The sequence below is a fragment of the Mixta tenebrionis genome (assembly GCF_006517625.1).
In the GTDB taxonomy this organism is placed as follows: Bacteria; Pseudomonadota; Gammaproteobacteria; order Enterobacterales; family Enterobacteriaceae; genus Mixta; species Mixta tenebrionis.
Map to the genome: position 1 here is coordinate 256,680 of NZ_VHQI01000005.1, position 26,071 is coordinate 282,750.

General features: G+C 49.2%; 26 protein-coding genes and 3 pseudogenes. 18 read left to right on the forward strand and 11 right to left on the reverse strand.

Annotated features, from left to right (window positions below; genetic code table 11):
- Positions 1–3 precede the first annotated feature (3 nt).
- The 8 genes from FKM52_RS10305 to FKM52_RS10350 form a co-directional block, all read right to left on the reverse strand.
- Positions 4–1,065 carry a DUF968 domain-containing protein gene (locus FKM52_RS10305; RefSeq protein WP_141176106.1) on the reverse strand — a complete coding sequence of 354 codons (1,062 nt, stop codon included), beginning with the start codon at positions 1,063–1,065 and terminating at the stop codon, positions 4–6.
- Positions 1,062–4,361 (reverse strand): Dam family site-specific DNA-(adenine-N6)-methyltransferase, encoded by a 3,300-nt coding sequence (locus FKM52_RS21970; RefSeq protein ID WP_246085520.1) that lies wholly within the window; start codon positions 4,359–4,361, stop codon positions 1,062–1,064. Before FKM52_RS21970 ends, FKM52_RS10305 begins: the two co-directional genes overlap by 4 nt.
- Positions 4,358–5,086 (reverse strand): replication protein P, encoded by a 729-nt coding sequence (locus tag FKM52_RS10325; RefSeq protein WP_141176107.1) that lies wholly within the window; start codon positions 5,084–5,086, stop codon positions 4,358–4,360. Before FKM52_RS10325 ends, FKM52_RS21970 begins: the two co-directional genes overlap by 4 nt.
- Positions 5,083–6,069: a helix-turn-helix domain-containing protein gene (locus FKM52_RS10330; protein WP_141176108.1), complete on the reverse strand. Its 987-nt coding sequence runs from the start codon at positions 6,067–6,069 to the stop codon at positions 5,083–5,085. Before FKM52_RS10330 ends, FKM52_RS10325 begins: the two co-directional genes overlap by 4 nt.
- Positions 6,066–6,245 carry a DUF4222 domain-containing protein gene (locus FKM52_RS10335; RefSeq protein ID WP_141176109.1) on the reverse strand — a complete coding sequence of 60 codons (180 nt, stop codon included), beginning with the start codon at positions 6,243–6,245 and terminating at the stop codon, positions 6,066–6,068. The genes FKM52_RS10330 and FKM52_RS10335 overlap by 4 nt, the downstream gene beginning before the upstream one ends.
- A gap of 1 nt (position 6,246) precedes the next feature.
- Positions 6,247–6,960: a phage antirepressor KilAC domain-containing protein gene (locus tag FKM52_RS10340; RefSeq protein ID WP_246085521.1), complete on the reverse strand. Its 714-nt coding sequence runs from the start codon at positions 6,958–6,960 to the stop codon at positions 6,247–6,249.
- Positions 6,961–7,187: 227 nt separating this feature from the next.
- On the reverse strand, positions 7,188–7,649 hold the full coding sequence (locus tag FKM52_RS10345; protein WP_141176110.1) for a YmfL family putative regulatory protein: 462 nt from the start codon (positions 7,647–7,649) through the stop codon (positions 7,188–7,190).
- Positions 7,650–7,690: 41 nt separating this feature from the next.
- Positions 7,691–7,939 (reverse strand): YdaS family helix-turn-helix protein, encoded by a 249-nt coding sequence (locus FKM52_RS10350; RefSeq protein WP_141176111.1) that lies wholly within the window; start codon positions 7,937–7,939, stop codon positions 7,691–7,693.
- A 70-nt stretch (positions 7,940–8,009) separates the two neighbouring features.
- Here FKM52_RS10350 and FKM52_RS10355 point away from each other — a divergent pair, with 70 nt between their 5' ends.
- From FKM52_RS10355 to FKM52_RS10415, 13 genes are all read left to right on the forward strand, one after another.
- Positions 8,010–8,729: a LexA family transcriptional regulator gene (locus FKM52_RS10355; RefSeq protein ID WP_141176112.1), complete on the forward strand. Its 720-nt coding sequence runs from the start codon at positions 8,010–8,012 to the stop codon at positions 8,727–8,729.
- Positions 8,730–9,055: 326 nt separating this feature from the next.
- Complete coding sequence (locus FKM52_RS10360) at positions 9,056–9,427, forward strand: hypothetical protein (RefSeq protein WP_024132791.1); 372 nt, start codon at positions 9,056–9,058, stop codon at positions 9,425–9,427.
- Positions 9,428–9,484: 57 nt separating this feature from the next.
- Positions 9,485–10,312, forward strand: coding sequence for a YfdQ family protein (locus FKM52_RS10365; RefSeq protein ID WP_141176113.1), 828 nt, complete (start codon positions 9,485–9,487; stop codon positions 10,310–10,312).
- Between the two features lie 138 nt (positions 10,313–10,450).
- The gene (locus tag FKM52_RS10370; RefSeq protein ID WP_141176114.1) at positions 10,451–10,993 is read left to right on the forward strand and encodes an HD family hydrolase; all 543 of its coding nucleotides are present in this window, start codon (positions 10,451–10,453) and stop codon (positions 10,991–10,993) included.
- Positions 10,978–11,178: a hypothetical protein gene (locus tag FKM52_RS10375; protein ID WP_141176115.1), complete on the forward strand. Its 201-nt coding sequence runs from the start codon at positions 10,978–10,980 to the stop codon at positions 11,176–11,178. Before FKM52_RS10370 ends, FKM52_RS10375 begins: the two co-directional genes overlap by 16 nt.
- Positions 11,175–11,393: a hypothetical protein gene (locus FKM52_RS10380; protein WP_141176116.1), complete on the forward strand. Its 219-nt coding sequence runs from the start codon at positions 11,175–11,177 to the stop codon at positions 11,391–11,393. Before FKM52_RS10375 ends, FKM52_RS10380 begins: the two co-directional genes overlap by 4 nt.
- Entirely contained in the window at positions 11,386–11,742 is a 357-nt protein-coding gene (locus tag FKM52_RS10385; protein ID WP_141176117.1) for a hypothetical protein, read from the forward strand. Before FKM52_RS10380 ends, FKM52_RS10385 begins: the two co-directional genes overlap by 8 nt.
- The gene (locus FKM52_RS10390; protein WP_141176118.1) at positions 11,735–12,046 is read left to right on the forward strand and encodes a hypothetical protein; all 312 of its coding nucleotides are present in this window, start codon (positions 11,735–11,737) and stop codon (positions 12,044–12,046) included. Before FKM52_RS10385 ends, FKM52_RS10390 begins: the two co-directional genes overlap by 8 nt.
- Positions 12,043–12,378 (forward strand): hypothetical protein, encoded by a 336-nt coding sequence (locus tag FKM52_RS10395; RefSeq protein WP_141176119.1) that lies wholly within the window; start codon positions 12,043–12,045, stop codon positions 12,376–12,378. The genes FKM52_RS10390 and FKM52_RS10395 overlap by 4 nt, the downstream gene beginning before the upstream one ends.
- Before the next feature lie 197 nt (positions 12,379–12,575).
- Positions 12,576–13,142, forward strand: a complete 567-nt coding sequence (locus tag FKM52_RS10400) for a 3'-5' exonuclease (RefSeq protein ID WP_141176120.1) — start codon at positions 12,576–12,578, stop codon at positions 13,140–13,142.
- 42 nt (positions 13,143–13,184) lie between these two features.
- Positions 13,185–13,391, forward strand: a complete 207-nt coding sequence (locus FKM52_RS21975) for a hypothetical protein (protein ID WP_045290417.1) — start codon at positions 13,185–13,187, stop codon at positions 13,389–13,391.
- Positions 13,352–14,530: a site-specific integrase gene (locus FKM52_RS10410; protein WP_141176121.1), complete on the forward strand. Its 1,179-nt coding sequence runs from the start codon at positions 13,352–13,354 to the stop codon at positions 14,528–14,530. The genes FKM52_RS21975 and FKM52_RS10410 overlap by 40 nt, the downstream gene beginning before the upstream one ends.
- Positions 14,531–14,817: 287 nt before the next feature.
- Positions 14,818–16,059 carry an integrase gene (locus tag FKM52_RS10415; RefSeq protein ID WP_112913433.1) on the forward strand — a complete coding sequence of 414 codons (1,242 nt, stop codon included), beginning with the start codon at positions 14,818–14,820 and terminating at the stop codon, positions 16,057–16,059.
- A 62-nt stretch (positions 16,060–16,121) separates the two neighbouring features.
- Here FKM52_RS10415 and FKM52_RS10420 read toward each other — a convergent pair whose 3' ends face one another.
- Positions 16,122–16,883 (reverse strand): hypothetical protein, encoded by a 762-nt coding sequence (locus FKM52_RS10420; RefSeq protein WP_016246229.1) that lies wholly within the window; start codon positions 16,881–16,883, stop codon positions 16,122–16,124.
- A 231-nt stretch (positions 16,884–17,114) separates the two neighbouring features.
- On the opposite strand from FKM52_RS10420, the pseudogene FKM52_RS10425 reads away from it, so the two are divergent.
- The 5 genes and pseudogenes from FKM52_RS10425 to FKM52_RS10445 all read left to right on the forward strand — a co-directional run bounded on the left by FKM52_RS10425 (position 17,115) and on the right by FKM52_RS10445 (position 20,939).
- Positions 17,115–18,022, forward strand: a pseudogene (locus tag FKM52_RS10425) (transposase).
- Between the two features lie 205 nt (positions 18,023–18,227).
- Positions 18,228–18,440: a helix-turn-helix transcriptional regulator gene (locus tag FKM52_RS10430; RefSeq protein ID WP_016246231.1), complete on the forward strand. Its 213-nt coding sequence runs from the start codon at positions 18,228–18,230 to the stop codon at positions 18,438–18,440.
- 124 nt (positions 18,441–18,564) lie between these two features.
- A pseudogene (locus FKM52_RS10435) lies at positions 18,565–19,314 on the forward strand (protein YagM); the annotation flags it as partial.
- 26 nt (positions 19,315–19,340) lie between these two features.
- Positions 19,341–20,041, forward strand: a pseudogene (locus FKM52_RS10440) (winged helix-turn-helix transcriptional regulator).
- Positions 20,042–20,312: 271 nt separating this feature from the next.
- The gene (locus FKM52_RS10445; RefSeq protein WP_021574995.1) at positions 20,313–20,939 is read left to right on the forward strand and encodes an inovirus Gp2 family protein; all 627 of its coding nucleotides are present in this window, start codon (positions 20,313–20,315) and stop codon (positions 20,937–20,939) included.
- 90 nt (positions 20,940–21,029) lie between these two features.
- On the opposite strand, the gene FKM52_RS10450 is transcribed toward FKM52_RS10445, so the two are convergent.
- Together FKM52_RS10450 and FKM52_RS10455 are read right to left on the reverse strand one after the other, a co-directional pair.
- On the reverse strand, positions 21,030–23,603 hold the full coding sequence (locus tag FKM52_RS10450) for a DEAD/DEAH box helicase (RefSeq protein ID WP_141176122.1): 2,574 nt from the start codon (positions 23,601–23,603) through the stop codon (positions 21,030–21,032).
- On the reverse strand, positions 23,600–25,726 hold the full coding sequence (locus FKM52_RS10455; RefSeq protein WP_087934370.1) for a site-specific DNA-methyltransferase: 2,127 nt from the start codon (positions 25,724–25,726) through the stop codon (positions 23,600–23,602). The genes FKM52_RS10450 and FKM52_RS10455 overlap by 4 nt, the downstream gene beginning before the upstream one ends.
- Positions 25,727–26,071 lie beyond the last annotated feature (345 nt).

The following is a 26,071-nucleotide window of genomic DNA, read 5'->3' on the forward strand; positions in this document are numbered from 1 at the left end:
CACTTACGCTTTAACAATTACGCCGATCGCCAGCGCCCGATCCAGAAAACGAAACAGCAGTTCCAGCTGTGTGCCATATTTCTGTTCGAACGCCGCTACATCGGCATGCAATTTGTCGTGGCACTCTCTGCACAGAGGGAACACGAACAGGTCGTGGGCTTTGGTAGCAGTGCCACCCATCCCATGACCGATAACATGATGCGGATCGTCTGCCGGACGGCGACAGCACTCGCAGGGCTGACTTTTAACCCAGCGCGTATACTTACCATTCTCCCAGCGGCGGCGCTTAGGCCGTAACATGAACGACCCCGGTGATTCAGGATCTGCGCTCAATGCAATAACCTTTGGCTCCTGCACTACCTGCTGATTTCCCTGTGGCCTGCACCTTTTTAACGATCCAGCCGTTTTTATCCTCCTCTGCAGGGCGACGGTTGGTCGGTTATCTGCGGCAATAATGTCGCTTTCTTTATATACAGATGGGAACGGTTCATAGGGCATCTGCATCACTCTGGCTGCCAGTTCTTCCGGAATGGCATCTGACACACCGACATAAATAGCCCACCAGCACAGCTCAGCGATCGACAATTCCCGCTCACGATTAAACCGAAGGCCGACCAGCACGGTATCAATGATCCAGTCAATAACGTTACGGCGCGCTATACCAGCCAGCAGATCGGTTGACTGCTCGCGAAGTTTATTATCGCAGTGCCAACAGAGCATCATCGCGCCCGGGGCGTGTCGCATGGTCACCAGCTCATGATGGTGATAATCCGAATGCGGGTACTGACATTCACCGATATTCCGCTCAAGCCAGTGATCCAGCCCGGAGAGACCACCCGCAGCACGGATCACCCTCTCATCAGTGAAAAATGGGATCAGCGCTTCATCCTCCGCCAACGGCTGCCGGGCATCAGGAACACGGCCGGTTGACAGCCTGGCCATGTTCTCTGGTTCAGACTCCACCAGCACGCGCCCCGCGGAGAAAAGGCGCATTAACTCTTTGCCCGGTTTGAGCAGTACCACGCCAAGGCGTGGCACAACTTCAGGGGTTAGCAGCGCTCTCATACAGAACCTACCATCGTTGCTATGACATCCGTTGCAGTACCACGAGTGGCGCCCTTACAGGATACAGAGCGACGGGACTTGATATGATGCAGCGTAAAACCATACTGGCTGTATAGTTCAGCTATACGCGGGGAACCGGAATTACTAATGACTACGCTGGCTCCACGCTGGTGAGCAGCGACACAGCATTCAACCAACGCTACCTGCTCGTCCCAATTGAACCCACCAGCAGCATAGGCCGTAAACCCATTGGTTCCAGGCAACGGCTCATACGGAGGATCGCAATAAACTACATCCCCGGAACCGGCCAAGGCCAGAGTGTGACGGAACCCGGCATGCATGAACACGCAGTTGTGAGCCATTTCAGCGAACGCTTTGATCTCGTTTTCCGGGAAGTACGGCGCTTTTGGCTTGCCCCAGCCAACATTAAATTGGTTCGACAGGTTATATCGCGTCAATCCGTTGAAACAGTGCCGGTTGAGATACAGGAATGCGGCAGCGCGCTCAACAGCGCTTAAAGTCTGTGCATTGAACTCACGCCTGATCGACTCGTAACCCTCCGGATTACATAATCTTTCAAACATTACGCGAGCGTGTTTCTCAACTTCATCAGGCACCACAGCCAGCATCTGATACAGGTTGATCAGATCGGTGTTAACGTCTGCCAGCAGAAAATCAGCGTGGTTGTAGCTGTTCAGGAATACTGCACCGCCCCCCACAAATGGTTCAATCAGCCGTTTACCCGCTGGGATCATGCGATCCAGTTCAGGCAGCAGGGAATATTTTCCACCAGCCCATTTAAGGAACGGGCGCTGCCAGCTGCGTGGAGTTGATTCGGTTTCAACTGGCGCACCATCATCTGTGCTGATATCGCATGCGAATGCTTCACAACTTTCAGTACAAGAGCCGGAATCATAGCCACCCTTGCTCCTTATCGTTGCTGCAATCTCATCGCGGGAGTGATCAGCAAATAAAGCGATCACACTTTCAAGAGAGTTGTTCCCGCGATACATGATTTTGTTTTCCTGTTGGCGGCGTTCAACTACCCTCACGGCTGGATCTGTTATCAGTTTCCAGAACTCGGCAGCCATAACCGGTTCATCGCGTGCCGCGAGGGCAATTTTATTGATTCCTTTTTTGATGCAAAAAACACAGTTTCCCAGATGCTCAGGAATACCCAGGTCAAATGGTTGATCCTTCCACCATGTGAGAACATCCTGTTTTTCAAATGGACTGATCTCGGCAAGATAGCTGACGCCATCCCTGCTTTTTAACCTTTTGGGTTCATCAGCCCTGATGCCTAACCATGTCTGATATTCACCAAACGTGTCCTTACAGTACCGTTCAAAAACTTCCATTTTCATGGTGCGGGTACAGAACGCGCCGTGGACGTATGGCGTTCCGTATTTCTCGCAAATATCGCGCATCGGCTGAAGGTCTGGGCCTATCTCACTCAATGGAACAATGCGATAGCTGTTTGCTTGCCCGAGCACTGGGTTAACCACCACGCGAAGGCAGACGAGAGGTATCCCCCAATGAGTCACGAGATCCCGGATAAACTGATAGGTCTCGGGATGCTCTGCTCCGGTATCCATAAAGGTAAAATGCACGTTCTCCCCGGCCTTGCGTTTCTGTTCCATCAAGTGAACGAGATAAGCCGACGTTCTGCCGCCAGAGAAACTCACGACCTGAGGGAGTTTGTTAGCGTTAACAGCTATTGCGATACGCTCACCGATCCAGCGCATAACCGGCACAGCCATAGAGTTGCCTATCGCTTTGTAGCGCGGGCCGTCCGGGCAGGCTGCCGCTTCTTTTCCACGCCAGGGGATCATCGTATGAAAATCAGGAAATCCCTGAAGGCGCTCGCATTCGATCGGTGTAAGACGGCGAACATGCAGATCAGGTGTCATTGCGGCGGCTGGTTGGCCTCCACCACTCAATGACGGAAGTTTCAGCGTGAATGCCAATTCTATGCTGGCTTTTGGTGTTACATCAGTTTGCAACGCTATTGCTGGGGCCAGATTAGAACCGCTATTGGCAGCCGTCAGCGTAGGGGCTTGCTCTTCAGCCCAGCCAATGCCACTGGCTTTACTGCCCTGACCGGGTTTAAATCCATAGCACACGGCATTTTCCTGACCATGATTACGTCCCAGCGTATGTGCCAGTTCCCGGTTAGTATCTGGATCCTGTGTGCCGTGCACGGCAAATGTCTCGACTTCAAAATCAATACGCTGGCCTTTAGCCGTCAGGCATGCTGCAACATCTATATTTCCGCTGGTATTACCGCCGCCAAAAGCAAGTACGTTCATGCCGCGATCAGCACAAGGCGATGAATCATGGCGAGCAGTTAACGTGCCAGCGATTTCGTCCCCGTATTGAGTTTGTGAACCAACGACGGCATAGGTTTCCAGATCCTCGGCGGTGCTGTCGTTTTCTTTCGCAAGAAGAGTACGTGAAACATCAGAGTAAGCATCCGACACAAGGCCAGAGCCACGCTGGCTAAAAATCTCCTGATTGCTGGCACCAATACCACCAATGTTGTTGGACTGGTTCAGGGTTGGGTGTGGGTTGGCCGGGTTATCCCAGTGACTACCGCTGTCAGCGCGTTTTCCAGCATAACTGGCAACTTCCGATTGCGTTTCTCGGCGCGGCGGAGTATCCCGGCGCACGCTGTCGAACTCAAAAAGTACCGCTGCGGGATCGAAGTTTTTTCGAGAACTTGCGACAACGAACACACGGCGGCGGCGTTGGGCCACTCCGAAAAATTGAGCGTCAAGGACGCGCCAGGCAACAACCCTTTGTGGTCCAGACACACAACCTGCGTGCGTCCATTTTCCCCCTGCTGGCTGCAGCTCACTGCTTTCCCCGGCAAGTCCTGCCAGAAAACAGCCAAACGCGTTGTCTTTGCTACTGAGAACGCCGGGGACGTTTTCCCAGACGATGATGGCTTCTTCTTCTCCGCGTTCGCGGCGTTTGTCGTCAATTTCATTCGCTAATTCCACGTAAGAAAGGGTTAACTGCCCGCGCTCGTCGCCCAGGCCATTGCGCAAACCGGCAATACTGAAAGCCTGGCAAGGCGTACCGCCCACCAGCACATCTGGCGCTGCAACGTCACCAGATCGCACCGCAGTAGCGATTTTTGTCATATCGCCAAGATTGGTTACATCAGGCCAGTGATGGGCAAGTACCGCAGACGGAAAGGCTTCGATTTCAGCAAACCACGCTGGCTGCCAGCCCAATGATTCCCAGGCAACACTTGCAGCTTCAATGCCACTACATACAGATCCGTATCTCATTTACCCGCCCCGCCCTGCTGCCTTGCTCTGATACGTGCCAGAAATGCATCACCAGCCTGTCGAAAAGCCGCTGAGCCTGTAGGATCAAGAAGGTCTGCCGCAGATGGTGGGCGGCGTTTATCCGCCAGTTGCATTACTGGTTTCGGGATCCCCCTTCCGGCTTCCAGCTCACGCTCCCACTTGCGCATATGGGATTTAATCGACCGTAACACCTCAGCTTCGGTGTAGTTGTGCTGGTGCATCAGGTGGCGAACATCCAGGACGACCCAATACATAACGTCATGGGCCCATGGAAAGTCTTCCGGGGTTGCGTATTGATGGCGCTCACGCGCATAACGCTGAAACTCATCCATAACGTCATCATCAGAAGGCAAACCAGCAGCGAGGCGGGCGCTCTCACGACACCACCCAATGAATTTGCCGCAGGACGGCCAAAAGTCATTACCCTGCTGGCGCGCCATGCGCATCCCGGCACGAAGCTGCTCAACGGTCGTAATGCCATTTTCGGCAAAAGCCAGAATCCACTGCCGCTTCATGGCGGCCACGTCCTCAGCCGTCCGCAATACCGTGTTCTGTGCCGCCGGGAAGATCCGCAGAAGATTTTCAAACAGCGCATCCACCAGCTTTTCGGCTTCGGCATTGACCACTCGCTGTTGCTGGTGGCCCATCATGTGCGCCAGCATGCCAGCGTCACGGTTATTGACTGCTGAAATCAGTTTGTTCATAGCGTGTTCTCCCAGGCTTCAGGGCTATTCCAGTGACCGCCGCTGACGGGGCCGGATTGCTGCGGCGCTGCTGACGCGCTGAGTTTTAACGAGAGTTCATCCCATTTTTCTCGCAGCTTTGACGGGCTGAGGATGTTCTTGCACCAGAACTTGTCCTGGTTAGCGCGTTTAAACAGCGAGCAGATTTGTTTATGCGTCCTGCCATCCTGCGCCACCATCAAACGCACTTCGTTCGCCCATGCGGTCCAGTTTGGCTCTCTGGGACGAACCACCTCACCGTCGGCTTCTGCCGCCCGCTCGTACATCACGATAATTTTTCCCCAGATAAACTCAGCGCAGGTCAGATCGTCCCTGCTGCCCCACTGACGTTTCTTCGCACTGAAGACAACCGCTTCGGGATGTCGGGAAGTGAAATTCTCCTCTGAAGAATCATCATCGGAATCTTCGTCCGGTGGCGTAGCACCCGGACAAGAAGATCCCTTATCTGACGGATCAGTAGTTACTGACGGATCGGGGTCAACCATTGACCCCTTAGCCGGGCTGGAATCATCGTCCGTTGATACACCAACGGTTGATGGGTCAATATTTGACGGGTCAACCGTTAACCCGTCATTTATTGAGGGGTCAATAATTGGGGGGATGGTGCGTGTACTGCGCTTTTTCGCCTTGTTTGCCGTTCTGGCTACAGAAGCGGCAGCTTCCAGTTTGTCGACGTTGATCTGGTAAACATTACTCAGGTTGCGACCGCCAGACTTACGCTCGGTCTTCGTCAGCCAGCCATCACGCTCCAGCTCATCAATTGCCGCCGAGACTGTGGTTTTACTTTTAGCACCGATCTGGCGCTGGATGGTTTCCACCGCCGGCCACGATAACCCTTCATCGTTGCTGTAATCAGCCAGACGCGCCATGACAGCCACGCGAGAAAGTATCAGGCCAGCATGCGCGCACCCTTCCCATACAAGGCCATGAAGTTTGCTGCTCACTTGTCCATCCTCTTGAATCTTGCGCGGAACACAATCAGCGGCGCTACGCACTCCCATTCGTAACCCGGGCGGCGGTAGATAACACGCTGTCCGGCTGCGTCATAACCCGTCACATTCACGACAATGCCGTGATGATCCCGGTAATATCGGTTCAGGGGTTGAATATGCTCTGTCACGTTAGCCCCCCATCAATTCGGAGGCGTAGCGCTCGGCGATCCACTGGACGCCACGAGGTGTTACGCGGGTTTGCGTATAGGCATGACCGAAATCAGACGTGCCGGTTTTGACAGTGAACAGGCCATCACGCTGCCGCAGGGCATGAGGTAGCAGATTGCCGGACTGGCGGAACAAAACCTTGTCACGCAGCAGCACGTCGATCATCGCTTTTTCCGGCATGTTAAGGATCTTCGCCGTCTCACGCAGGCTTTTGGCGCCACCAGCCTCGACATATTGTTCGACAAAAGCGACTTTTGGCGCGTCCAACTGGGCTTTACTTTCAAGGCGTGCGTTTTGCTCTGCCATATCTGCGGCCAGGCGTAGTGCTTCCGGTAGGGTCTGCGGCATTGGCGCACACTCCCCTTCCAGCTCACGCAGGCGACGGATTATTTTCATGCGTAGAATGGCGCTATAACCGGCAATCAGGCATTCAGTGTGCTCTCGGTCTAGGCGATATTCTCGGTAAGTCTGGTTGTTCTGGGGGTGTGTCCAGAAGTGGGCATACCCTTCTGGGCACTCTCCAAGCTGCTCCAGCATCGACTCAATGTCACGAACAACATGCTTATGCTGTTTCTGAGTGAGCATAGCTATCTCGCGGCTGCTCATTTTTATCTGGCTGGAAGTAAATACAGGCGAGAGAGCACCACCAGCGTTCTGATTCATTTGCTGTACCATTCTGCGACCCTCCTGTTGAATACACCTACAATTCCAGCTGCCCGCTTGTAGTTACATGGCACCCAGCGGCCTGATACCATGCGTTCATACCGAAACAAAGGAACGCCCGGAACAGAGTGCATCCTGAGTTGCGGCAAATGACAATTTGCGGTTAAATTGCTCATGCGGATTTCTCCATACACATAGATTTATCTGCCACGGCGCCCGGAGCTGCACACTCGCGGGCGTCACTTCTTTTTACGGCCAAACAGCGTGACAATGGCGCGAATCTCTTCTTCACGCGCGGCCAGGTGGCGGCGGTGATGCTCGTAAATCTCGTCTGCTTCATGTTTCTCGATCACTCCATCTTCCAGAGCCTGTTCAATGATCTGGTCAACCTGACCGCGCGCGGCGGCGGTACGCATTGCCCTGCTGAATAAGTCAACACGATCCAGGTCTTCCAGGTTAGGAACCTCCACCAGCAGCGCACCACGGCGGTGGGCGAAATAATCAGCCAGGGCAGATGTGCCGGAGATATCCTCCATTGCCTCCAGTTCGACCACTTCAAAGAAGCGGCAACCGTTCTTCTCATACAAATTGTTGTTGAACTGCGTCATAGTCATACCCAACGCGCCAGCCATCGCTTCACGCCCGCCAGGGACTACCTTGCACATCGCTTTTACTACTTCTTTAAGACTTTGCTCTACCATCACGTTTTCCTTTTGGTAGTTTAAAAACAACAATAAGTTGCTTATTCTGGTTCTGAGGTTGGTAACCCATCCTGAACATTTGGATAAATATCAGGCCGCAGCTGATGGGGAGTTACACTCCAGTTACCCCACTGACAAAGCTGAATCACACGTTCAGATGGAACACGATTTTTAGCAATCCAGTTAGCAACTGATTGAACTGACTGAAATTCAAAACGACGAGACACCTCTGAAATAGAACCAACTGAACGAACAGCTTTATCCGTAACGTTCTTGTGCTTGCTGGACATATCCACTCCTTATTGATTTGGTCAACCCCATACTACTTATAGTAGCAAATAATCGCAACTTAAAATAGAAATGACAACTATGGCTTGCGGGCTTAACCTTCTACTTATGGTGGAAGAAACTAAATACAAAGACTTTGCCGACAGGCTAAACAAGTCGCTCCAGAAGCATGCTCTGGGGGTAAAGGAATTATCAGAACTCAGTGGTGTCTCGTATGAGATGGCGCGGCGCTATACTCTGGGTACTGCAAAGCCTCGGGACGAGAAGATGATTAGGATTGCGGATCGACTATCAGTCTCCCCAGCTTATCTGGACTATGGCGTGCCACTTCACGGCGGGGATGAAGCACCATCCGGGACTGTTCGAATTCAACAGCTTGATGTTCATGCTTCGGCTGGATGCGGTTATATAAATCAACCGTTTCCAACAATTATCAGTTCTATTGAGATACCTGAAGAACGAATATTCGAGCTTTTTGGACGCAGGAGCTTAGATGGCATTGAATTGATAAACGTCGATGGTGACAGCATGATGCCAACTCTCTGCCCGAAAGATTTACTCTTCATTGATCGTAGAATTGATCACTTCAATGGTGACGGGGTTTACGTTTTTAACTTTGAAGATTCAACTTTTGTGAAACGCCTACAAAAAGTAAAGGGTCGAAGGCTTGCCGTTCTCTCTGACAATGACAAGTACCCCCCGTTCTTTATTGAAGAACATGAAATGAATGAACTTTACTTTTTCGGTAAGCTTATTAGATGCTTACCACTAAAGATGCTTGAGTTTGGCTAAATTTAAAAACACTTCCACAACCGGCTAACGCCGGTTTTTTTATGTCCTAAATTCAACCTCTTCCCGATAAAAAACTACTTCAACTAAAAATATACTACTTTTTGTTGTTGATTTTATCTACTTAAAGTAGCTATAGTTTATTCACCGACACAAACAGCTTACTTACTCAAGAGACAAGAGCATCACCGGGTGACGGGCTCATAACCCAATCCACCCGGGCGTTAAGGAAGTGGCCTTCCTACCCATGACCAGCGCGCAGGTGCTCTTCTCTGTTGTGTATGGAGAAACTTACGGCGGCGGCAGCCGCTTAACCGAGAGGAAATGCTATGAGCAATGATCGCATGACCGTAGTGCCCGATTTTCTGGGCGAGCTGGATGCTGGTGTGTTCATGAACAAAATCGCCGCCGCGCTTAATACCACCGCGCTGGGCGTTCTGAATAACGGCACTAAAGGCAAAGTGGTCCTCACCTTTGATTTTGAGCGTATGGGTAATTCCGTTGAAGAGAAGCGCGTCAAGATCAAGCACAAGCTGAACTACAGCACCCCGACGCCACGCGGTAAAGCCTCCGAAGAGGACACCACTGAAACGCCAATGTGGGTTAACAAAGGCGGCAAGCTCACCATCCTGCAGGAGGATCAAGGACAATTGTTCAGTATCAACGGTGCCACAGACGGAAAGCTTAAAGCGGCTCAGTGAACCGCTGACAACTAATTCACTGCCACCAATTCGATCATTTGTTAATAAGGAATTTTTATGTCTCAGGTAGACAGCGGTACTTTTAAGCAGGTTAAAGATCTGGTTCTTTCTGGTTATCACCTGAATGATATTAACGGCCTGGCTTGCCCAACAGCATTACTCCCGGAAGAAACTCGCGTTGAAAGCCTCGAGCGCTTTTCTCTTGAGCGCTTCCGTTTCCGTGGGGCCATGACCACAACCAGCATTGATGATTTTGCCCGTTATTCTAAAGGCTACGCCAGTACCGAGGAACCTGCTCGCTGCTTTATTGATGCGGACAATATGACTGCGCGATCCGTGTTCAATATCGGCACGCTGGATAATCCAGGCCATGCTGATAACGTTGCTGCAATCACCCTGAAGCAGACTGCGCCTTTCCGCGCGCTGCTGGCGATCAACGGCGACCGCCTGAAGCAAAAGCAAATCGCTGAATGGCTGGAAGACTGGAGTGATTACCTGCAGGCCTTTGATGCTGACGGAAATACCATGCAAATTTCACAGGCTGCTCAGGCTGTTCGACGCATCACTATCCAGCAGGCCACCCAGCAGGATCATGAAGACGGTGATTTCAGCGGGAAAAAATCGCTGATGCAGAGTGTTGAGGCCAGCAGCAAAGATGTTATGCCGGTAGCGTTTGAGTTCAAATGCGTGCCATACGAAGGGCTTGGTGAGCGTGCATTCAGCCTGCGCAATAGTCTGCTCACTGGTGACGAACCACGTTTTGTTCTGCGCATTGTTCAACTGGAAGCGCAGGAAGAAGCGATCGCCAACGAATTCCGCGACCTGCTGATCGGCAAATTCGACGGCGAGCCAGTAGAAACCTTTATCGGTAACTTTAAAGCGTAATTGCTCAGCCTTAATTGCCCTGCCCCGCGGGGCAATTAGTGAAGCGTAATTAATTTAAATATCGCCATCTGGCGGGGGATTCGTGCAACCAAAAATCAGCCGCAGGTGCAGCTGCGAATAAATGGAGAAATAAAACCGATGAGCTACATACAGACATTATCAGGAAAGAAATTCGACTATGTGAACGCCACTGTTGACGATATTGAGATCGAAGATATAGCGACCGCTCTTTCCCATATCTGCCGCTTTGCCGGCCACCTGCCGGAGTTCTACTCCGTTGCTCAACACTCAGTTCTGTGCAGCCAGCTGGTAGAGCCAGAGTTTGCCTTTGAAGCGCTGATGCACGACGCCGCCGAAGCGTATTGCCAGGATATTCCCGCCCCGCTTAAAGCCCTGCTGCCGGACTATCGCCGGATTGAGGCGTTTGTCGACGAACTGATCCGCTTTAAGTTCAATCTGCCGCTCACACAGTCTGCTGTAGTGAAATATGCCGATCTGACAATGCTGGCTACCGAACGCCGGGATCTGGAAATCGACGACGGTACGACATGGCCGATGCTGGAAGGAATCCCCACCAGCGACATTATCCAGATCGTTCCTCTCCGCCCGGGCCAGGCTTACGGACTGTTCATGACCCGCTTTAACGAACTGATGGGGCTGCACGCATGCAACAACATATGAAAGTAAAAGAACTTGTCGCCGCGGCACGCACGGCAGCGTCTGACCTTCCACCAGCAGCGGCACAGTTAATGCGTGAAGTCGCCACCAGGCTGGATGTGACCTTTGTTGCCCTGAGTGAAACTCTGGATCAGCGCGTCACTCTTATGGCTGAGAACGAAATTTTACGCGGGGAGAAAACACCGTGAAAGAAAACAAAGCAGCACTTAGCCCGGAGAATTTATTTTGTCCGGCATGTGGCGGAACTCTATCGCTTGACAGCTCTTCATCCATGCAAATCAGCATTCTGTCATGTGACGACTGCCCTGATTTTCGTATGCAGCGCAACTGCGATGAAGACACGTTACTTGAGAAGTTTATTGGTAAACATCCTGAATGTGTAAAAGGAGCCGACGATGCCTAAATCACTTTACGCCCGCTGCATTCGTCGCTGGAAAGTTGAATTTAAGGGGCGCTGCGATTCTAAGTACAGTCCGTACTGGCGTAAGCGCGATCTGCGCGGGTATATCCGGGAATGCGCCCTGACTACGGCTGAAAGCATGGTTGACCGTTTGGCATATAACAACGCGATGCATGATTTTTTTGCCGAGAATGGCGACGACAGCGGTTGGTCCCCTGAATTTTCAGTCTGGTATGACAGCGGGCGGCGTAAAAAATACCTCAAAGAAGCACTCGAATATCTTAACGAAGAGGCCACAAACGACGAAATCGACGAGGAAATTGATAACGAGCTGGAGGCATGGAATGACTAAACAATTGCATTTTTACGGTGCCAGCGATGACTTGCTGGAGTGCGAAGGGGCGATCCGTGAAGAGATTGGTTGCTACAACTCTCCAGGCATCTATCACCTCAAATCCGCCGAGGGTGAAATGCAGGTGGTCGGTTATTACCTCGAGTCCGGGCTGTGGAGCATCGGCATCAGTCAGGTTGCCGAAGATTCGCCGCTGCCAGCATGGCCCGTCACTTACGACATGCATGAGCGTGGTTACAGTGTCCAGATCACCATCACTGTTCCGGACGACACCATCCTTGTCTTGCCAGAGGAAGAAGAATGATGACCACCAGCGAACTAAATAAAAATCGCCTTCAAACAATTGCATCATGGCGCGCCAAATATAGCGCGGGGCACAATGTTGTGCTTCCTGCTGAAGAGGCTGAAATGATGGCCCGTGCGTTACTGGCTGTCATGGAGCAGGAACCATTTGGTTTTGTTACTAAAAGATGCGCCGAACATATGCATGATAACGATCACGATGAAAATAACTGGATGTGGTCTATTTCAGCAGTAGTCATTGGATGTAATCCAAAGCTCAAGCACGAGGTTCCAGTTTACCTCTACCCTGCGACATCAATCCCGTCTGCTGGTCGCCAAGTGGAGGGGGAGTAGATGAAGATTCGCTGCCTTTTCAGGCTTCACAAATGGGTGTTGTTCAAGAAGGAGCTTCATCCATATCAATCCCTTAACGGGCTGCAGCCAACTATTATTTTCCACTATGGGTGTAATGGCTGCGGCAAGACCAGAACAGAGACTCGTGAAGAGGGTTACTGGCATTCTTTTAAACCATCAGATTTGGAGCACATGTAATGAACCACCTTATGATCGACCTCGAAACCATGGGCAATAAGCCTGCTGCGCCAATTGTCGCGATCGGCGCTGTGTTTTTCGACCCGAAAAGCGGTGAGCTAGGTGCCGAGTTCTATGTGGCCGTCAACCTCGCCAGCGCCATGGATCAGGGTGCAACCCCTGACGGTGACACGATCCTGTGGTGGCTGAAGCAATCAGCGGAGGCTCGCGCCGCTATTTGTACCGACGATACGAGAAGCATTACCTTTGCTCTCTCCGAGTTGAGCTCGTTTATCAGCCGTAACTCTGACAACCCGCGTTACCTGAAAGTCTGGGGAAATGGCGCCAACTTCGACAACGTTATTTTGCGTTCAGCCTATGAACGCGCCGGCCAAACCTGCCCGTGGCAATTCTGGAATGACAGCGACGTGCGCACCATGGTGCTGCTCGGTAAACAGCTTGGTTTCGATCCCAAGCGCGATATGCCATTTGATGGTGTAGCTCACAACGCACTGGCCGATGCCCGCCACCAGGTGAAATATGTATCGGCAATCTGGCAGCGTCTGCTGCACACCAGCGCCGAATAATCCCCCTAATAGCCCGGGTGCAGCCGGGCAATGGAGAAATCTATGCTGAGCCTCGATTGTGTTCCCATCTCAACTTATTGCAAAGAGACAGGCGAAACTCCTGATGCGATCAACAAGCGCGTACAGCGTGGTGTGTGGCGTGAAGGGGTTCAGGTGCTGAAAGTCGAAGGCGTCAAGGAGAGATGGATAGATCTTAGTGAGGTTGCAAAATGGGCTCGACAGAATCGCCTAAACTCCCACGCGGCGTGACCATCAGGAAACATAGCAACGGGGAAACTATTAATATCACATTCACTTATAAGGGAGTTAAATGCCGGGAACCATTATCCAACCTTGATGTAAATAATAAAAATATCAAATACGCCGAGAGAACTCTCGGCGAAATCCACAATAAAATTGAACGAGGGACTTTTAATTACGCAGAATATTTCCCTCGCTCAGCACGGTTAAAAATTTTTGGTAATGCCGCATCTGGTAAAACTATCAAAATGTACCTCGACGAATATATTGATATTTGTGAGACACGTAATTTATCGCCATCGACAATTGGCGGTTATAAAAAATGCCGTAGTGCTCTGTCATCATTGCATATATTACCGGCCAGCGAGTTAACACCAGCGACATTAAAGCAGTGGATCCAGAGCCAGAAGACAACACTCAAAACCATCAGAAACCAGCTTTCCTTTCTGCGTTCATCGCTGGATGAAGCTGTAACTGATGGAGTATTGCAAATTAACCCAGTTTCGCTGGTCACAGCATCACGGTATCAAAGCAATAAAAGCGATGCAGAAAGTAGTTATATTGTCGATCCGCTGTCGCCGACTGAGGTGAGCGCGCTGTTAACATCAACAGGCAATAAACAGTGGGAAAACTTATTCAGGTTTGCGATACAGACAGGGCTGCGCAGCTCCGAACTGTGCGCGCTCCGCTGGAGGGATATTGATTTCGTTGAGAAGACGGCGCATGTACAGAGCGCCAGCGTGTCGGGCGTGACGAAAGGGACTAAAACGAAGGCGGGAACGCGCAAGGTAGAATTAACTGAGGAAGCGATGATCGCGCTCAACGATCAAAAGCCATTCAGCTTCATGAAAGACGGTTGTGTCTTTGAGGATCCAAAAACAAACAAGCCGTGGGCCAGCGCGGATGCAATCAGGAAAAAAGCCTGGGTGCCAACGCTGCGGAAAGCCGGTATCAGGTATCGCAATCCCTATCAGACCCGGCACACGTTCGCCACACGCCTGATCAGCCGCGGCGTAAACCTTTTCTGGCTGGCGGCGCAAATGGGTCATAAGGGACCGGAGATGCTCTTCCGGCATTATGGTCGCTATCTGAAGGAGTATGACGGCAACACGGAGAGAAAGCCAAAGCTGGTCAGTGGCAGGAACTGAAAGGAGCCGTAAAGGAGCCGCAGAAATAAAGGCAAGTTATTAGCCTTTACAAATTAGTTAGTTACAAAATTTCGGACACGGGTTCAACTCCCGCCAGCTCCACCAAATTTTATTCCAAAGCAATCCAAGAAAAACCGAAAAACCCGTAGTCACAACGACTTACGGGCTTTTTTATGTCCAGCGCTATCTGATTTGATCCTACCTAAGCTAATTGTTTTAGGCCCATTGATAGGCCCAACGAAAAGATCTATGGTCTTTGTTGGGCCTAAAAGCATGGAGACTCCACCGTGGCAAGAAAAACCAAGCCGTTAACGGATACGGAAATCAAAGCAGCCAAATCTAAAGATGCCGATTATCAGTTGTATGATGGTGACGGACTGACGCTGCTAATCAAATCCAGTGGCAGTAAGCTCTGGCAATTCCGTTATTACCGACCTCTGACAAAACAGCGAACTAAACAGAGCTTCGGTTCCTATCCTGCTGTCTCGCTTTCCGATGCTCGTAAGCTCAGAGCTGAATCCAAAGTATTACTGGCAAAAGGAATCGATCCTCAGGAATACCAAAAAGAACAGATAAGAAATTCTCAGGAGGCCAAAACCAACACTTTCTTGTTAGTTGCCGAGCGTTGGTGGAATGTGAAGAAAGCCAGTGTAACCGAGGACTATGCTGATGATATCTGGCGTTCGCTTGAAAGAGATATATTTCCCGCAATTGGCAACGTAAGCGTTACAGATATTAAAGCCCATACACTGGTTCAAGCCGTGCAACCCGTTCAGGCCCGAGGAGCACTGGAAACTGTCCGCCGTCTTTGCCAACGGATCAATGAAGTCATGATTTATGCCCAAAACACGGGCCTGATTGATGCAGTTCCCAGTGTTAATATTGGCAAAGCCTTCGAGAAACCTCAGAAAAAGAACATGCCCAGTATTCGTCCGGATCAGTTGCCTCAGTTGATGCAAACTATGCGTACGGCCAGTATCAGCCTGTCTACGCGGTGTCTGTTCATGTGGCAACTTCTCACCATCACCCGCCCCGTAGAAGCCGCAGAAGCTCGGTGGAATGAGATCGATTTTGATGCTAACGAATGGAAAATTCCAGCAGCCCGAATGAAAATGAACCGGGACCATACCGTTCCATTATCTGATGGGGCTCTGGCTATTCTGGAAATGATGAAGCCGCTCAGTGGTGGCCGAGATTTTATTTTTCCAAGCCGCATTAAGCCCACTCAGCCGATGAACAGTCAAACCGTGAATGCTGCACTCAAGCGTGCCGGTTTAGGGGGAGTGCTGGTTTCACATGGTTTGCGTTCTATCGCCAGTACAGCCCTCAATGAGCAAGGATTTCCTCCTGATGTCATTGAAGCCGCACTTGCTCATGTAGACAAAAATGAGGTACGTCGCGCTTATAACCGCAGTGATTATCTTGAGCAACGTAGGCCGATGATGCAATGGTGGGCTGATTTTGTTAAAAGAGCAGATAAAGGAAGCATGGTAGAATCTAGTGCCGGTGCATTAAAACTTGTTGTTTGATTCTACTTAATCCGCGCCTTCAAAGGCGCGGTTCTTATTTTTGGAAAAAATAATGAGAAGTTCTAACCCGAGCCCTTCTTGCCAGAGATTTTTTGCTTCACCGTTCCCTCAAATGCAGCCTTTACTCTTTCATCATTGCGTTCCCAACGTTTGACGACTGTAATAATATCTTCTTCATTAAGATCCAGATTTTGGTTTTGAGATTTCAAATTTTGTACAAAGATGACTAAATCTGCCTCTATTGCCTTTGCTGCAACCGTTTTATTTTTCCATCTACCATCCACAGGAACATTTTGGTGGAGCAATCTTATCGTCTCTTCTTTTATCGGGAGATATAATTCAGCCTTAGATATCCCTCCCATTCTTGCTGACTGTTTTTTCTTAGTTAGCTTCTTTTTGTCTAATGCAAGCTCCGAAGGCAGCAACGGGCCATAGCCTGCAACCCCAAGGCAACTACCTAAGACTGAACTAGCAAACAATAAAGATTTAACTGCAATTATCTTGTTGATATCCCACATATCCTTTCCATATCGCTGAAATATCCCAGCGGCCTTAAAATTCCATGTAAAAAAGTGTTTAAGGCTTTGCGAACCCATCATAATAGGAACGACGGTCCACTTAGAGCTAATATACTCCCAGCATTGTATATCATCACGATTATATTGTTTCGCCTGCAACAACTCAAAATTCTGGCTTTCATCCATACCATCCAAAAGAGACATTTTTTTGATGATAGAATGCCTATAAAGAAATCCCGAGCTTTCAAGGTAGGTCTTTAATTTGTTTCTTTTTTCTTCAAATTCCGAGCAAAAAATATCAAGCATATTCCATATCATCCTTCATTGGTCAGTTACACAACGTCATCTGTTCTTGCTCTGACATCCCTTTCATTTTTACTACTTAACTGAATGAAGAACCAGATGTGAAGACATGAAATAATGGTTTGCCATACTTACTGCCTGTTAACTACATGTACAACTTGCACAAGCAGCCTGCTTTGCAAAGAAAATAAGGTAGAGTCTTAGGGCGTGGTGTAAATTCGGAATGACAACAGCATGACATTCAGCAACACCCTGATGCTACTCGGCGGCGAGGATTTTCTGCGTGAACTCACCGAATTTATGCTCAACTGCATTATGGAAGCAGATGTCACTCAGCACATCAACGCGGAGCCCACTAGCGCAGCGATGAGCGCGAAACCTACCACAACGGCTATCGTGACCGTCAGTCCCCGCCAGCTCGGCACGCTGTGGACCTGCGTATTCCGAAGCTGCTTAAAGGGACGTACTTCCCGCCCTTCCTGGAGGCCCACAGATTGTCTGAGAAGGCGCTCAACGCGGTTATCCAGGAAGCATGGATAAACGGCATCCTGGCTGACCTTCCTGCTGAGCCTGAAGGCGGCGATAGGCAGATGTTCTCCGCCAGCTGGCAGCGCTGCCGGGTCCACTTCATGCGCAACGTGCTGAGCCGCGTCAGCCGTGCAAACCAGTCGGTGGTCCGTGCGGCGCTGCAACAGGTGTTCGTGCAGACCGACGAGAAAAGCGCCCATGCCACCTGTGCAAGGTTGCCGGTCAATGGGAGAAAAGCAACCCGGCGGTCACCGGGGTGATGGACGAAGCAGAGGCAGACGTGCTGGCGTCCTTCGGCCTCCCGAAAGCACACCAAGTGAAAAACCCACTCCACAAACACGCTGGAGCGCCTGAACAAAGAGATGAAACGGCGGAAAGCGGACAACATTAATGACCAATAGCGGACATTAAAAATGGCGAAACGGCCAACAATCTTGGCGTTGACAGTGGTAGGTATCTTCCCAATGAAGAGAGCATCTTGCGGCTGCTGGGTGCGGTACTGACGGAGCAGAACGAATAATGGCTACTGCTGAACCGCTATCTGCCACAGCACGTCGGAGATAGACCAGCCCACTGAAACAGAAGTCATCGAAGCGCAGTCACTCAACATATAACTGGCCCATTACCGGACCGGAAGGCTGTAACTGAATTCACACCGTTCTGATGGACCCGACAGAAAAAAAATAAAATCATTAAATTTCAATAGGATATTTATTTCCCGTTCGTAAAAAAAAGTTTTTTTGGCACATACATTTTAGATTGGATGCCTTAAAGCTAATCTCACATCATCCAGAGCACTTCGATTTGAGGTAATCAGCTATGAACAAATCTAATGTTAAAATACTTCGTCTTTCTACAGTAATTGACAAAACGGGCTTGTCACGTTCAACAATCTATGACTGGATCAATCCGAAATCGCCACGCTATGACCCAACGTTCCCGAAACAACGTCGTCTGGGGCTGCAATCTGTCGGCTGGATAGAGGCTGAAATAGACGAATGGATTTTACAACGAACCCGGGCAATAGAGTAAGAAAGGAAGACATTTTCATCGTGTCTTGATGCAGGCGGACTTTTACTTATTAATAAACTTCTCCTTTACAAACAGGATTAATTAATAGCAATGTTAATTATAAGGAGTAAAAAACATTTCCAATAAAAAATACACTTTTACGCACAAAAATGAATCTGAGATGGAAACTCTTGAGCATTATGCCAGGATGAATAATAAATCTCTTTCCTCAGTCATATCAGACTCTGTGGCGTTGACGGTACATATATTCGAGCAATGTCTTCGCTATCAATGGCTAATAAAGGAGCTAAAAAACGATCTACTAAGATTCACTATAAATGAAAGAATTATTCGAAATCGAGGTGAAAAAGAAGTGACTCTGGAAGAATACTGTTCGTTAATCTGGAAAACGAACATCATGAGTCCATTAAAAATCCCAATTACAGATTACTTTAAACTGAACGCTAATGATGAATTCATGGGGAAAGATGAAAAAACAGTTATACGTGAAAGGCTATCCTCGCTAAGGGAAAATTACGATATGGAAAAAGCCATTTACATTTACAATCAGAGGAAATTTGATGTAAAGAAACAAAGTATCTCAGGAGATTCAAATATTATTCTTATCCATAGAACAACCTTTGAGGGTTATTACTTTGATGCCGGGCAGGCTCTACTCTTGTCAGCATCCCAATTGATTATATTCGGGATAAATGAAGTTCTTAGAAGAAAGGAGATCGTTATGCCTTATCCAGTTGTTTGCTGGATTGATATTTACCATGTCAATGAGATGGTGGTTATGCTGCCAGTGATCCGCAAAACAGATGTTTCCAACCGCGTTAATGCACCGGATGACATCATTATAAACCCATACTCACAGGAGAGCAGAACCTAAGAGGTAACAAAGAAGGACAAACAATTATGAGAGGTAAAATACTACTTTACCAGTCAAAGTATCACTGGCAATCGCCCTCTATTTTTTTGGTTGTTTTTCATACAAAACGACATTATTCAGGTATCAAAAAATAATTTATGACACCGGAGTGCATCAGATGCGTTCATTTTGTTACACCATATGCAGTAGCGAACAGCAAGAAAGCATTGCAGATCATCACTCACTTGCTGAGATATGTCAAAAATTTAATATTCTACCTGAACATGTTGTGATCGAGCAGGTAGATATTAAAGAGGTTGTTTCAGAGCAACGTTTACTCAGGCAATTGATTCATCATGAAATGAACCGGCAGGATACGCTTGTCATTCCAGATCTAAACTGTCTTGGCAGAACTGTGGAGGACTTACAGAATATTTTATTTTTTTGCCTTCAAAAAGAAATTTTTATCTACAGCTACCATCCAGCTTCAAGGATAGAGCCTTCTGCTGAAAGTTGCTTGTCTTTTTTGATTGCTCGTCAGGATACGATTGACATTCACAATTTGAAATCAACTAAAAGCCGATATCGACATGTTAAGAAGAAACTAGGACGAAAGGAGGGAAGCAAATACCGACGTGATATCACAATACTTAAGAAAGGCAGATTTACTCAGTCTGAGATCGCAAAGAAGTTGGGTATCAGTTTATCAACCGTGAAGCGGCACTGGAATAACGGAATCATCGGTTAATTCCAGAAGCTAATTGCAGAGTAACTTTTTAACAGCCATCACAGGCTGGGGCTACCTTCGTCTCAAATTTAGATGTTGGATAGGTATTATATAATGGCATTGTATGCCCTTACTACCTGTATTCACCAGTAAGAGTAGTAATCAGATCAGTATATCCGTACTAAGATCTGATACCAGTATATACCGACAACAGTGACCAGGAATAGCCCTGCCTGTATGGCATCCCTGTACGGTCTGCTATAGACCGTAGGACCAAATACAGGTATATATTATGAAAACATATCAAGGTACTCATGGAGTACATATCCTCGAATATCAGATCAAGATTAAAAAATTATTATGTTATTTGACTAACCGTTACCCCAGGTTAACGGCGGTACGTGTCGATCTGCATTATCCGAAGATAGTCGATAACGGAGACAATATCTGCTGTTTCCCTAATCTTGAACCAGGGGTGATATCCCGAATGCGTGATTCCCTCAGAGCTAAACTGGAGGCTGACCGTACCCGTAAGGAGCGTGAAGGTAAACGCATCTACCGTTGCCCTTTATTTATTATATGGGCGAAAGAGTATTCTGAGTCAGGTAAATGCCACTACCACATTTGCCTGTTGTTCAACAAAGACGCTTACTACCACCTCGGGGATTACGATCAGGACGATAACCTTAGAGGGATGATCACAGGAGCCTGGTACAGCGCCCTGAGACTGGAGAGAGACGATCACCCTGGTCTGGTCCATTTTCCTGAAAACTGTAAGTATGTGCTAGACACCAATAGTACTGACTTCCAGCAGAACTACCAGGCGCTGTTAACCCGACTGGACTACCTGACCAAAGTTGAAAGCAAAGTGTTTGGTGAAGGAGACCGTAACTTCGGCTGTAGCCAAATCGAACTGTAAGTCGGTAATGGCCTTCTCAGTGAGAAGGCCTTATTTGTATTGTTTCAAAAAATTACTAAAATGCAGTTTCGTTACGCAATTTTCTATAGATTACTGATAGTCATCAGCAAGTCCGCTACTAAATAACGTTTCTGCATTTTCAGCGGTAGCAACAGCATCCTGCACATCCTGCCGTTTCAAATCTAACACTCGTAATTTACCCTTTACTTCGGCGACAGATTCGATTCGCCTGTAAGCATCAGAATGATGTTCGGCATATAGCGCAAGTCCTTTCAGTTTGGGCAAAGCATCAGCCAGATGTAGGCTATGTGGATCTACCAGGTCCACAACCATTTTGCCATCCTGTTCGGCAAAGAACAGGAAATCGGGACGAACAATCTTGTACTGTTCAGCTTCAACATAAGCGATTCCCAGTGACGACTGCCCTGTGTACTGTGGATTACGATACCAGAAAGCAAATCCTTCACGTTTGGTTTCGATCTCAAAAACCTTGGTTTCCCAATGGTTCAACAGAGCCGGATAGATCCCGTTTTCGTCACACAACAAATGGTGTTTCCAGACTGGAAGGTCAGTTTCCTTCTCGCCTTCACGCGCTCTGGTCATTTCAAACTTGTTCTCTGGCCTGACCAGATCCACATCCTGCGGTTCGGTACTCATTTCGACGATTTGACGATAAGCCTCTTTACGCTCATCTTTCAAGGACTTGATTTGCGGTGTGTACTCGGCCAGCCACGCCTTCGCCAGTCTATCGGCCTCGCCATCGAAGTAATCCTGCACCTCCATCACCAGCCCCATGCCAGCAACGGTCACACGAGCTTCCATGATTGCTTCCAAATACTCCTCAGCATCCTCTTCTCGATCCGCGACCTTATCGGCCAGATATTCGACATAGGTACGTGAAACATCCGGGCTGAAAATTCGGGCTGCACGCCGGTAGGCGTCATCAATCACCGTTACGTCCGCCTCCTCCCAGAATTCGTTGAAGGTCATTGCTTTGTTCTTGAGGCTGGCAACCACAGCCTTACCATCTACGACGAGCACTGCATTGCGTTTGTTTTTGATTTTCTCGGCATTTTCTATCTGGAACTTGTCCAGAACAGCGTGCAAAGCAGCATGGGCTTTCCTGACTGCCCCATCAAGAATGCCGTCATCAACCAGTTCCTGTGCCAGCGCGGTCAGACGTCTGGCGGGTCTGGCTCCTTTCTGTGGTCGGGTTTGCGAAGGTAGCGCTTCAAATACTTCCCATACTGCAGCTGAAGCTGCCGGGTTAGGTTTCATCTCCACAGGGTTAACCAAGATACGCCCGCTCGGAGGAGATGTATCATCGCCTTTAAACAAGGTATTGACGACATCTCTCACGGTATTGGTATTAAACTTGGGTAACAGGCATTCGACAGAGTTTAAGCGCTCATTACCCGGAATGCGTCTAGCCAGTGGAGTACGTACCATACGCCCCAGTAATTGCGTAATATGCGTTCTGTCGCTGGCAGCGCGGAAGGAAACCATCACTTCGGCACGCGGGCAATCCCAGCCAGTGCTGATGGCATCTTTAGCAATCAGTACGCGCACCCAAGTTGATTCCTGCACCCGCTGCGGTTCAATATAAGGCACTTGGTGTTGGCCGAAACGTTGTGTGGTGTGTTCACCGAAGACATGAGCAACACTGTCAATGGGCAATTCAGGATAACGGGAGAATAACGAATCCAGCCAGCGTCCGACCTCGTTCGGATCTGGCATATTGGGAACCTGGAATACCATCAGAGGCACTACTTCGCGTATGGTTTCCTGCTGCCTTGCGTATTCTGCCCAGGCATCGCTCGCTTCCCTGAGTTTGTCGGCAGCACGGCGTACCCACACTGTATCGAAGTCACCAGCTTCATCAGGCACACCCAGAATGATATCGTCCTTAATAAGTCCCGATTCCTGCACTTTAGCGGGGTCAACCACCACATTCGGCAGTTTGACATGATGACCAGCATTGACAATGGCTTTGTCGAAACGTTCAACTGTGGCGGAAATACCCCATACCACAGGAATACCCTTCACCCCAGCCGAACCGTTGATGAGCCGTTGCACAATGGTACTTTTAGCTGCTTCGCTGGAAGTCGTTGACGACCCCATCCCCCTGTGCGCTTCATCTAGCACTAAGTAAAGGGTCAGATCTGGGTCTTCGATGGTGTTTTGAATAGTATCCCACAGCGTATAAGCTTGTGCATCAGGGGCTGCCTCGAAAAGCCCGCCTTTATCATCAAAGCCGCGCACCAACAGACTATTTTTGCCAAACTTCTGCGTGTTAAGGAAATAGATTTTCCCAGGCTGAAACTTGCGCCGACTGAAAGGGTGTTCAACGACTACCATATCGTTATAGTTGATACGGTCACTGGCCTCCATCAGACGAAAACGGGTTTGCTCGTTCAGTGCAGGATCGTCACTGAACCAGATCACTACCGCGCCGGGATCGGCATCGAAATTAAATTCGTCGTCGCCATGAAATAATGCTTCAAACGCAGCGGCAGCCATGACGGTCTTACCCGCACCGGTCACAGCCGTTAAAGAGAAGGCGCTCTTATCATTTTCGTTATGCCAGTAACGGCGAGCCTTTCTGAGATTCACCAGCGAATCACGCACCGCATCGCGCTGGTAGTCCTTGAGAGTGAACTTCATTCTGTTAATTCCCCACTGGTGAAGCTGAAATTGGTCAGGTACGATTCGTATAAACGTACTGGCTCAACACCTTTTGGCAGACGCTTGGTGACAGACTGGAAATGACGATCATCGTCGGTGACGATAAAGGCCACCCGTACGTCACTAGCATGGCTAATGGCTTTAATGAAAGGTGTGGCTTGATCCACCGCTGTCAGCAGGCCATAAGCATCAGTCACCGCCCATCCATCAGCAGGCAGTTTGTCAATCCGTTTGCCACGAGCCCCTGCTCGCAACCACAGCAAGGGCGCAATACGCGCATAAGCCAGGTTATGGCTAACCGACTTCTCTGCTTCATAAGTCAAGGTGAAAAATTCGGCGTTTTCCTCAAAGCCTTCAGACATCGGGAATTCATCGGTAAACTTGTAATCGCCTTTAATCGGTTCACCATCAGGGGTCTTGCCTGTGATGGCGGCTTGCACACGCGGCTTTGTAATATAGTCGCAGATGCCCCATTTTTCCCATTCGAGATCGCCGGGGCGTAAGCCTTGTTCGCGCAATTTTTTCTGTTCATCGGCAGCAACTTCGTTGTTAGTGACGGAGATACATTGGCGACGCCCACCGTCCTGCTTATTCAAGCGCATTACGGCATGGGCGGTTGTACCGGAGCCGGAAAAGAAGTCAAGAATGACAGCCTCTGGTTTGTTTTTCACGAAGAAGCGAAGGGAATCTTCGACGGCATATAGTGATTTGGGGAAGGGGAATCGTCTACCCGGTAAGAGAGAGGTAAGGATGAGTGTCCCCGAAGTCTGAGCGTTGTGGGAGTCCTTGTTCCAAGTTGTCTTGGGCATCGATGATTTCTCAGTGTAGAAGCCCTGAACAGCGCCTTGATCATCTTTTCCTGTAATTGTAACGTCACCTGAATGAATGGCTGTAATGGTCCCTTTGGCGAGGTACTGAATTGTCATGCTCGAAGCGCCCCGACCGGAGTTTGCCACTCTAGCGAAGCCATTAGAAACTAAGCTCCGTAGCGCGCCTGGTGTTAGCCCCCAAAGCATCTCCGTTCCATCAGGCTTGAGCGGAAACACAGCGACACAACCAGTTGGTGGCACCACACTCTGACGATCAACGTCTGGAGGGAGTGGCTCGCCGACAGAGTGGATACTACAAGTGTGTTCGTTAACAAACACTGCGTAGAATTGATTTGGTCGCGCAGCACGGACGCTAGAGTTCTCTCTACGTCTGAGATTTCGCCACTCAATTGGAACTTCTGTTGCCGGAGCTCGGCGTCCAGACATGTCGTCGTTAGTTGGTATTACCCTCGCGTCAGAGAACATCACAAAAAACAAGAACTCGTTTGTACGCGAGAACTCTGCAGGCCGGTTTGTTCCTTCCGGCTTGATGATTGATGAAACCATTTGGATACGAGCTTCTGGGAATAACTGCTCCAACAGCAATCCCAGCCGTAGATATTCCTTCTCGTCAATACTGACGATCAGCACCGAATCTGACGGGTTCAACAACTCCTTCGCTACCAGCAAGCGACGTTCCATCATCGCCAGCCATTTGCTGTGTCGATAGATGTCGTCACCTTCGACGTAATCGTTATTGTATTTCCAGTCCTTCGCCCCCGTGTTATAAGGCGGGTCGATATAGATGGCGTCGACCTTGCCTCTATGCGTGTAGGTCAGCGCTTTCAATACATGGTAGTTCTCGCCATTGATGACTGAGTGGAAAGGCTTGTCACCGCCGCGCTGTACTTTTCCCGTACTGACCATACCCGGCCAGATCGTGTCACGAAATTCAGCTATAACCACAAGGTTACTCAGCGCTACAGTCTGAGTCTCGACATCAGCCGCGTCCAGCAACTCGAGATCAGCGACCTTCCTCGCCTTGTGGATAGTTTTAACCTGCCACAACCGTTGATCACCTTTCTTAGTGGACCCACGCTCTGGCAGAACGCGGACTTTGTCTCCTTTGCGAATAGGCCGCAATGGCAACTCAACAACTTCAGGGCTGTGTCGTTCAAAATTAAGCCCAAAGGGGAGGCGTGACGATAGGATCTTGATTTCTCTATCAAGATCAGCAGCCAGTTGCGGATCTTTGGCCTTCGCTTTAGCTATTAAATCAGTCAGCCTGGACATATATTCCTTTTTTCTTATCAATTCTGAGCATTTTAGGTTCAAGCGTTCGGCTATCAGGAAAGCCCAATACGTTGATTCATAGAAGGAATCAGAACGCTAAAAAATTGGCGGTAATATTAACACTAATCAACGACTTCATCGATCCTTAAACCGAGAGATATAGGTTAGTCCCATCATGTCTGTAGCGCAGTTTCCTCTATCCAAGTGGCACCAGATAATCCAAGTATTTTCAGACATATATCATCTCTCTGAACACAACCATCCATACGGCGAACCACAGGTTCGCCGTTGTTACTTTATTTTCTGTCAGGAAAAATCATGAGTAAACAAGAGGGTATCAATACC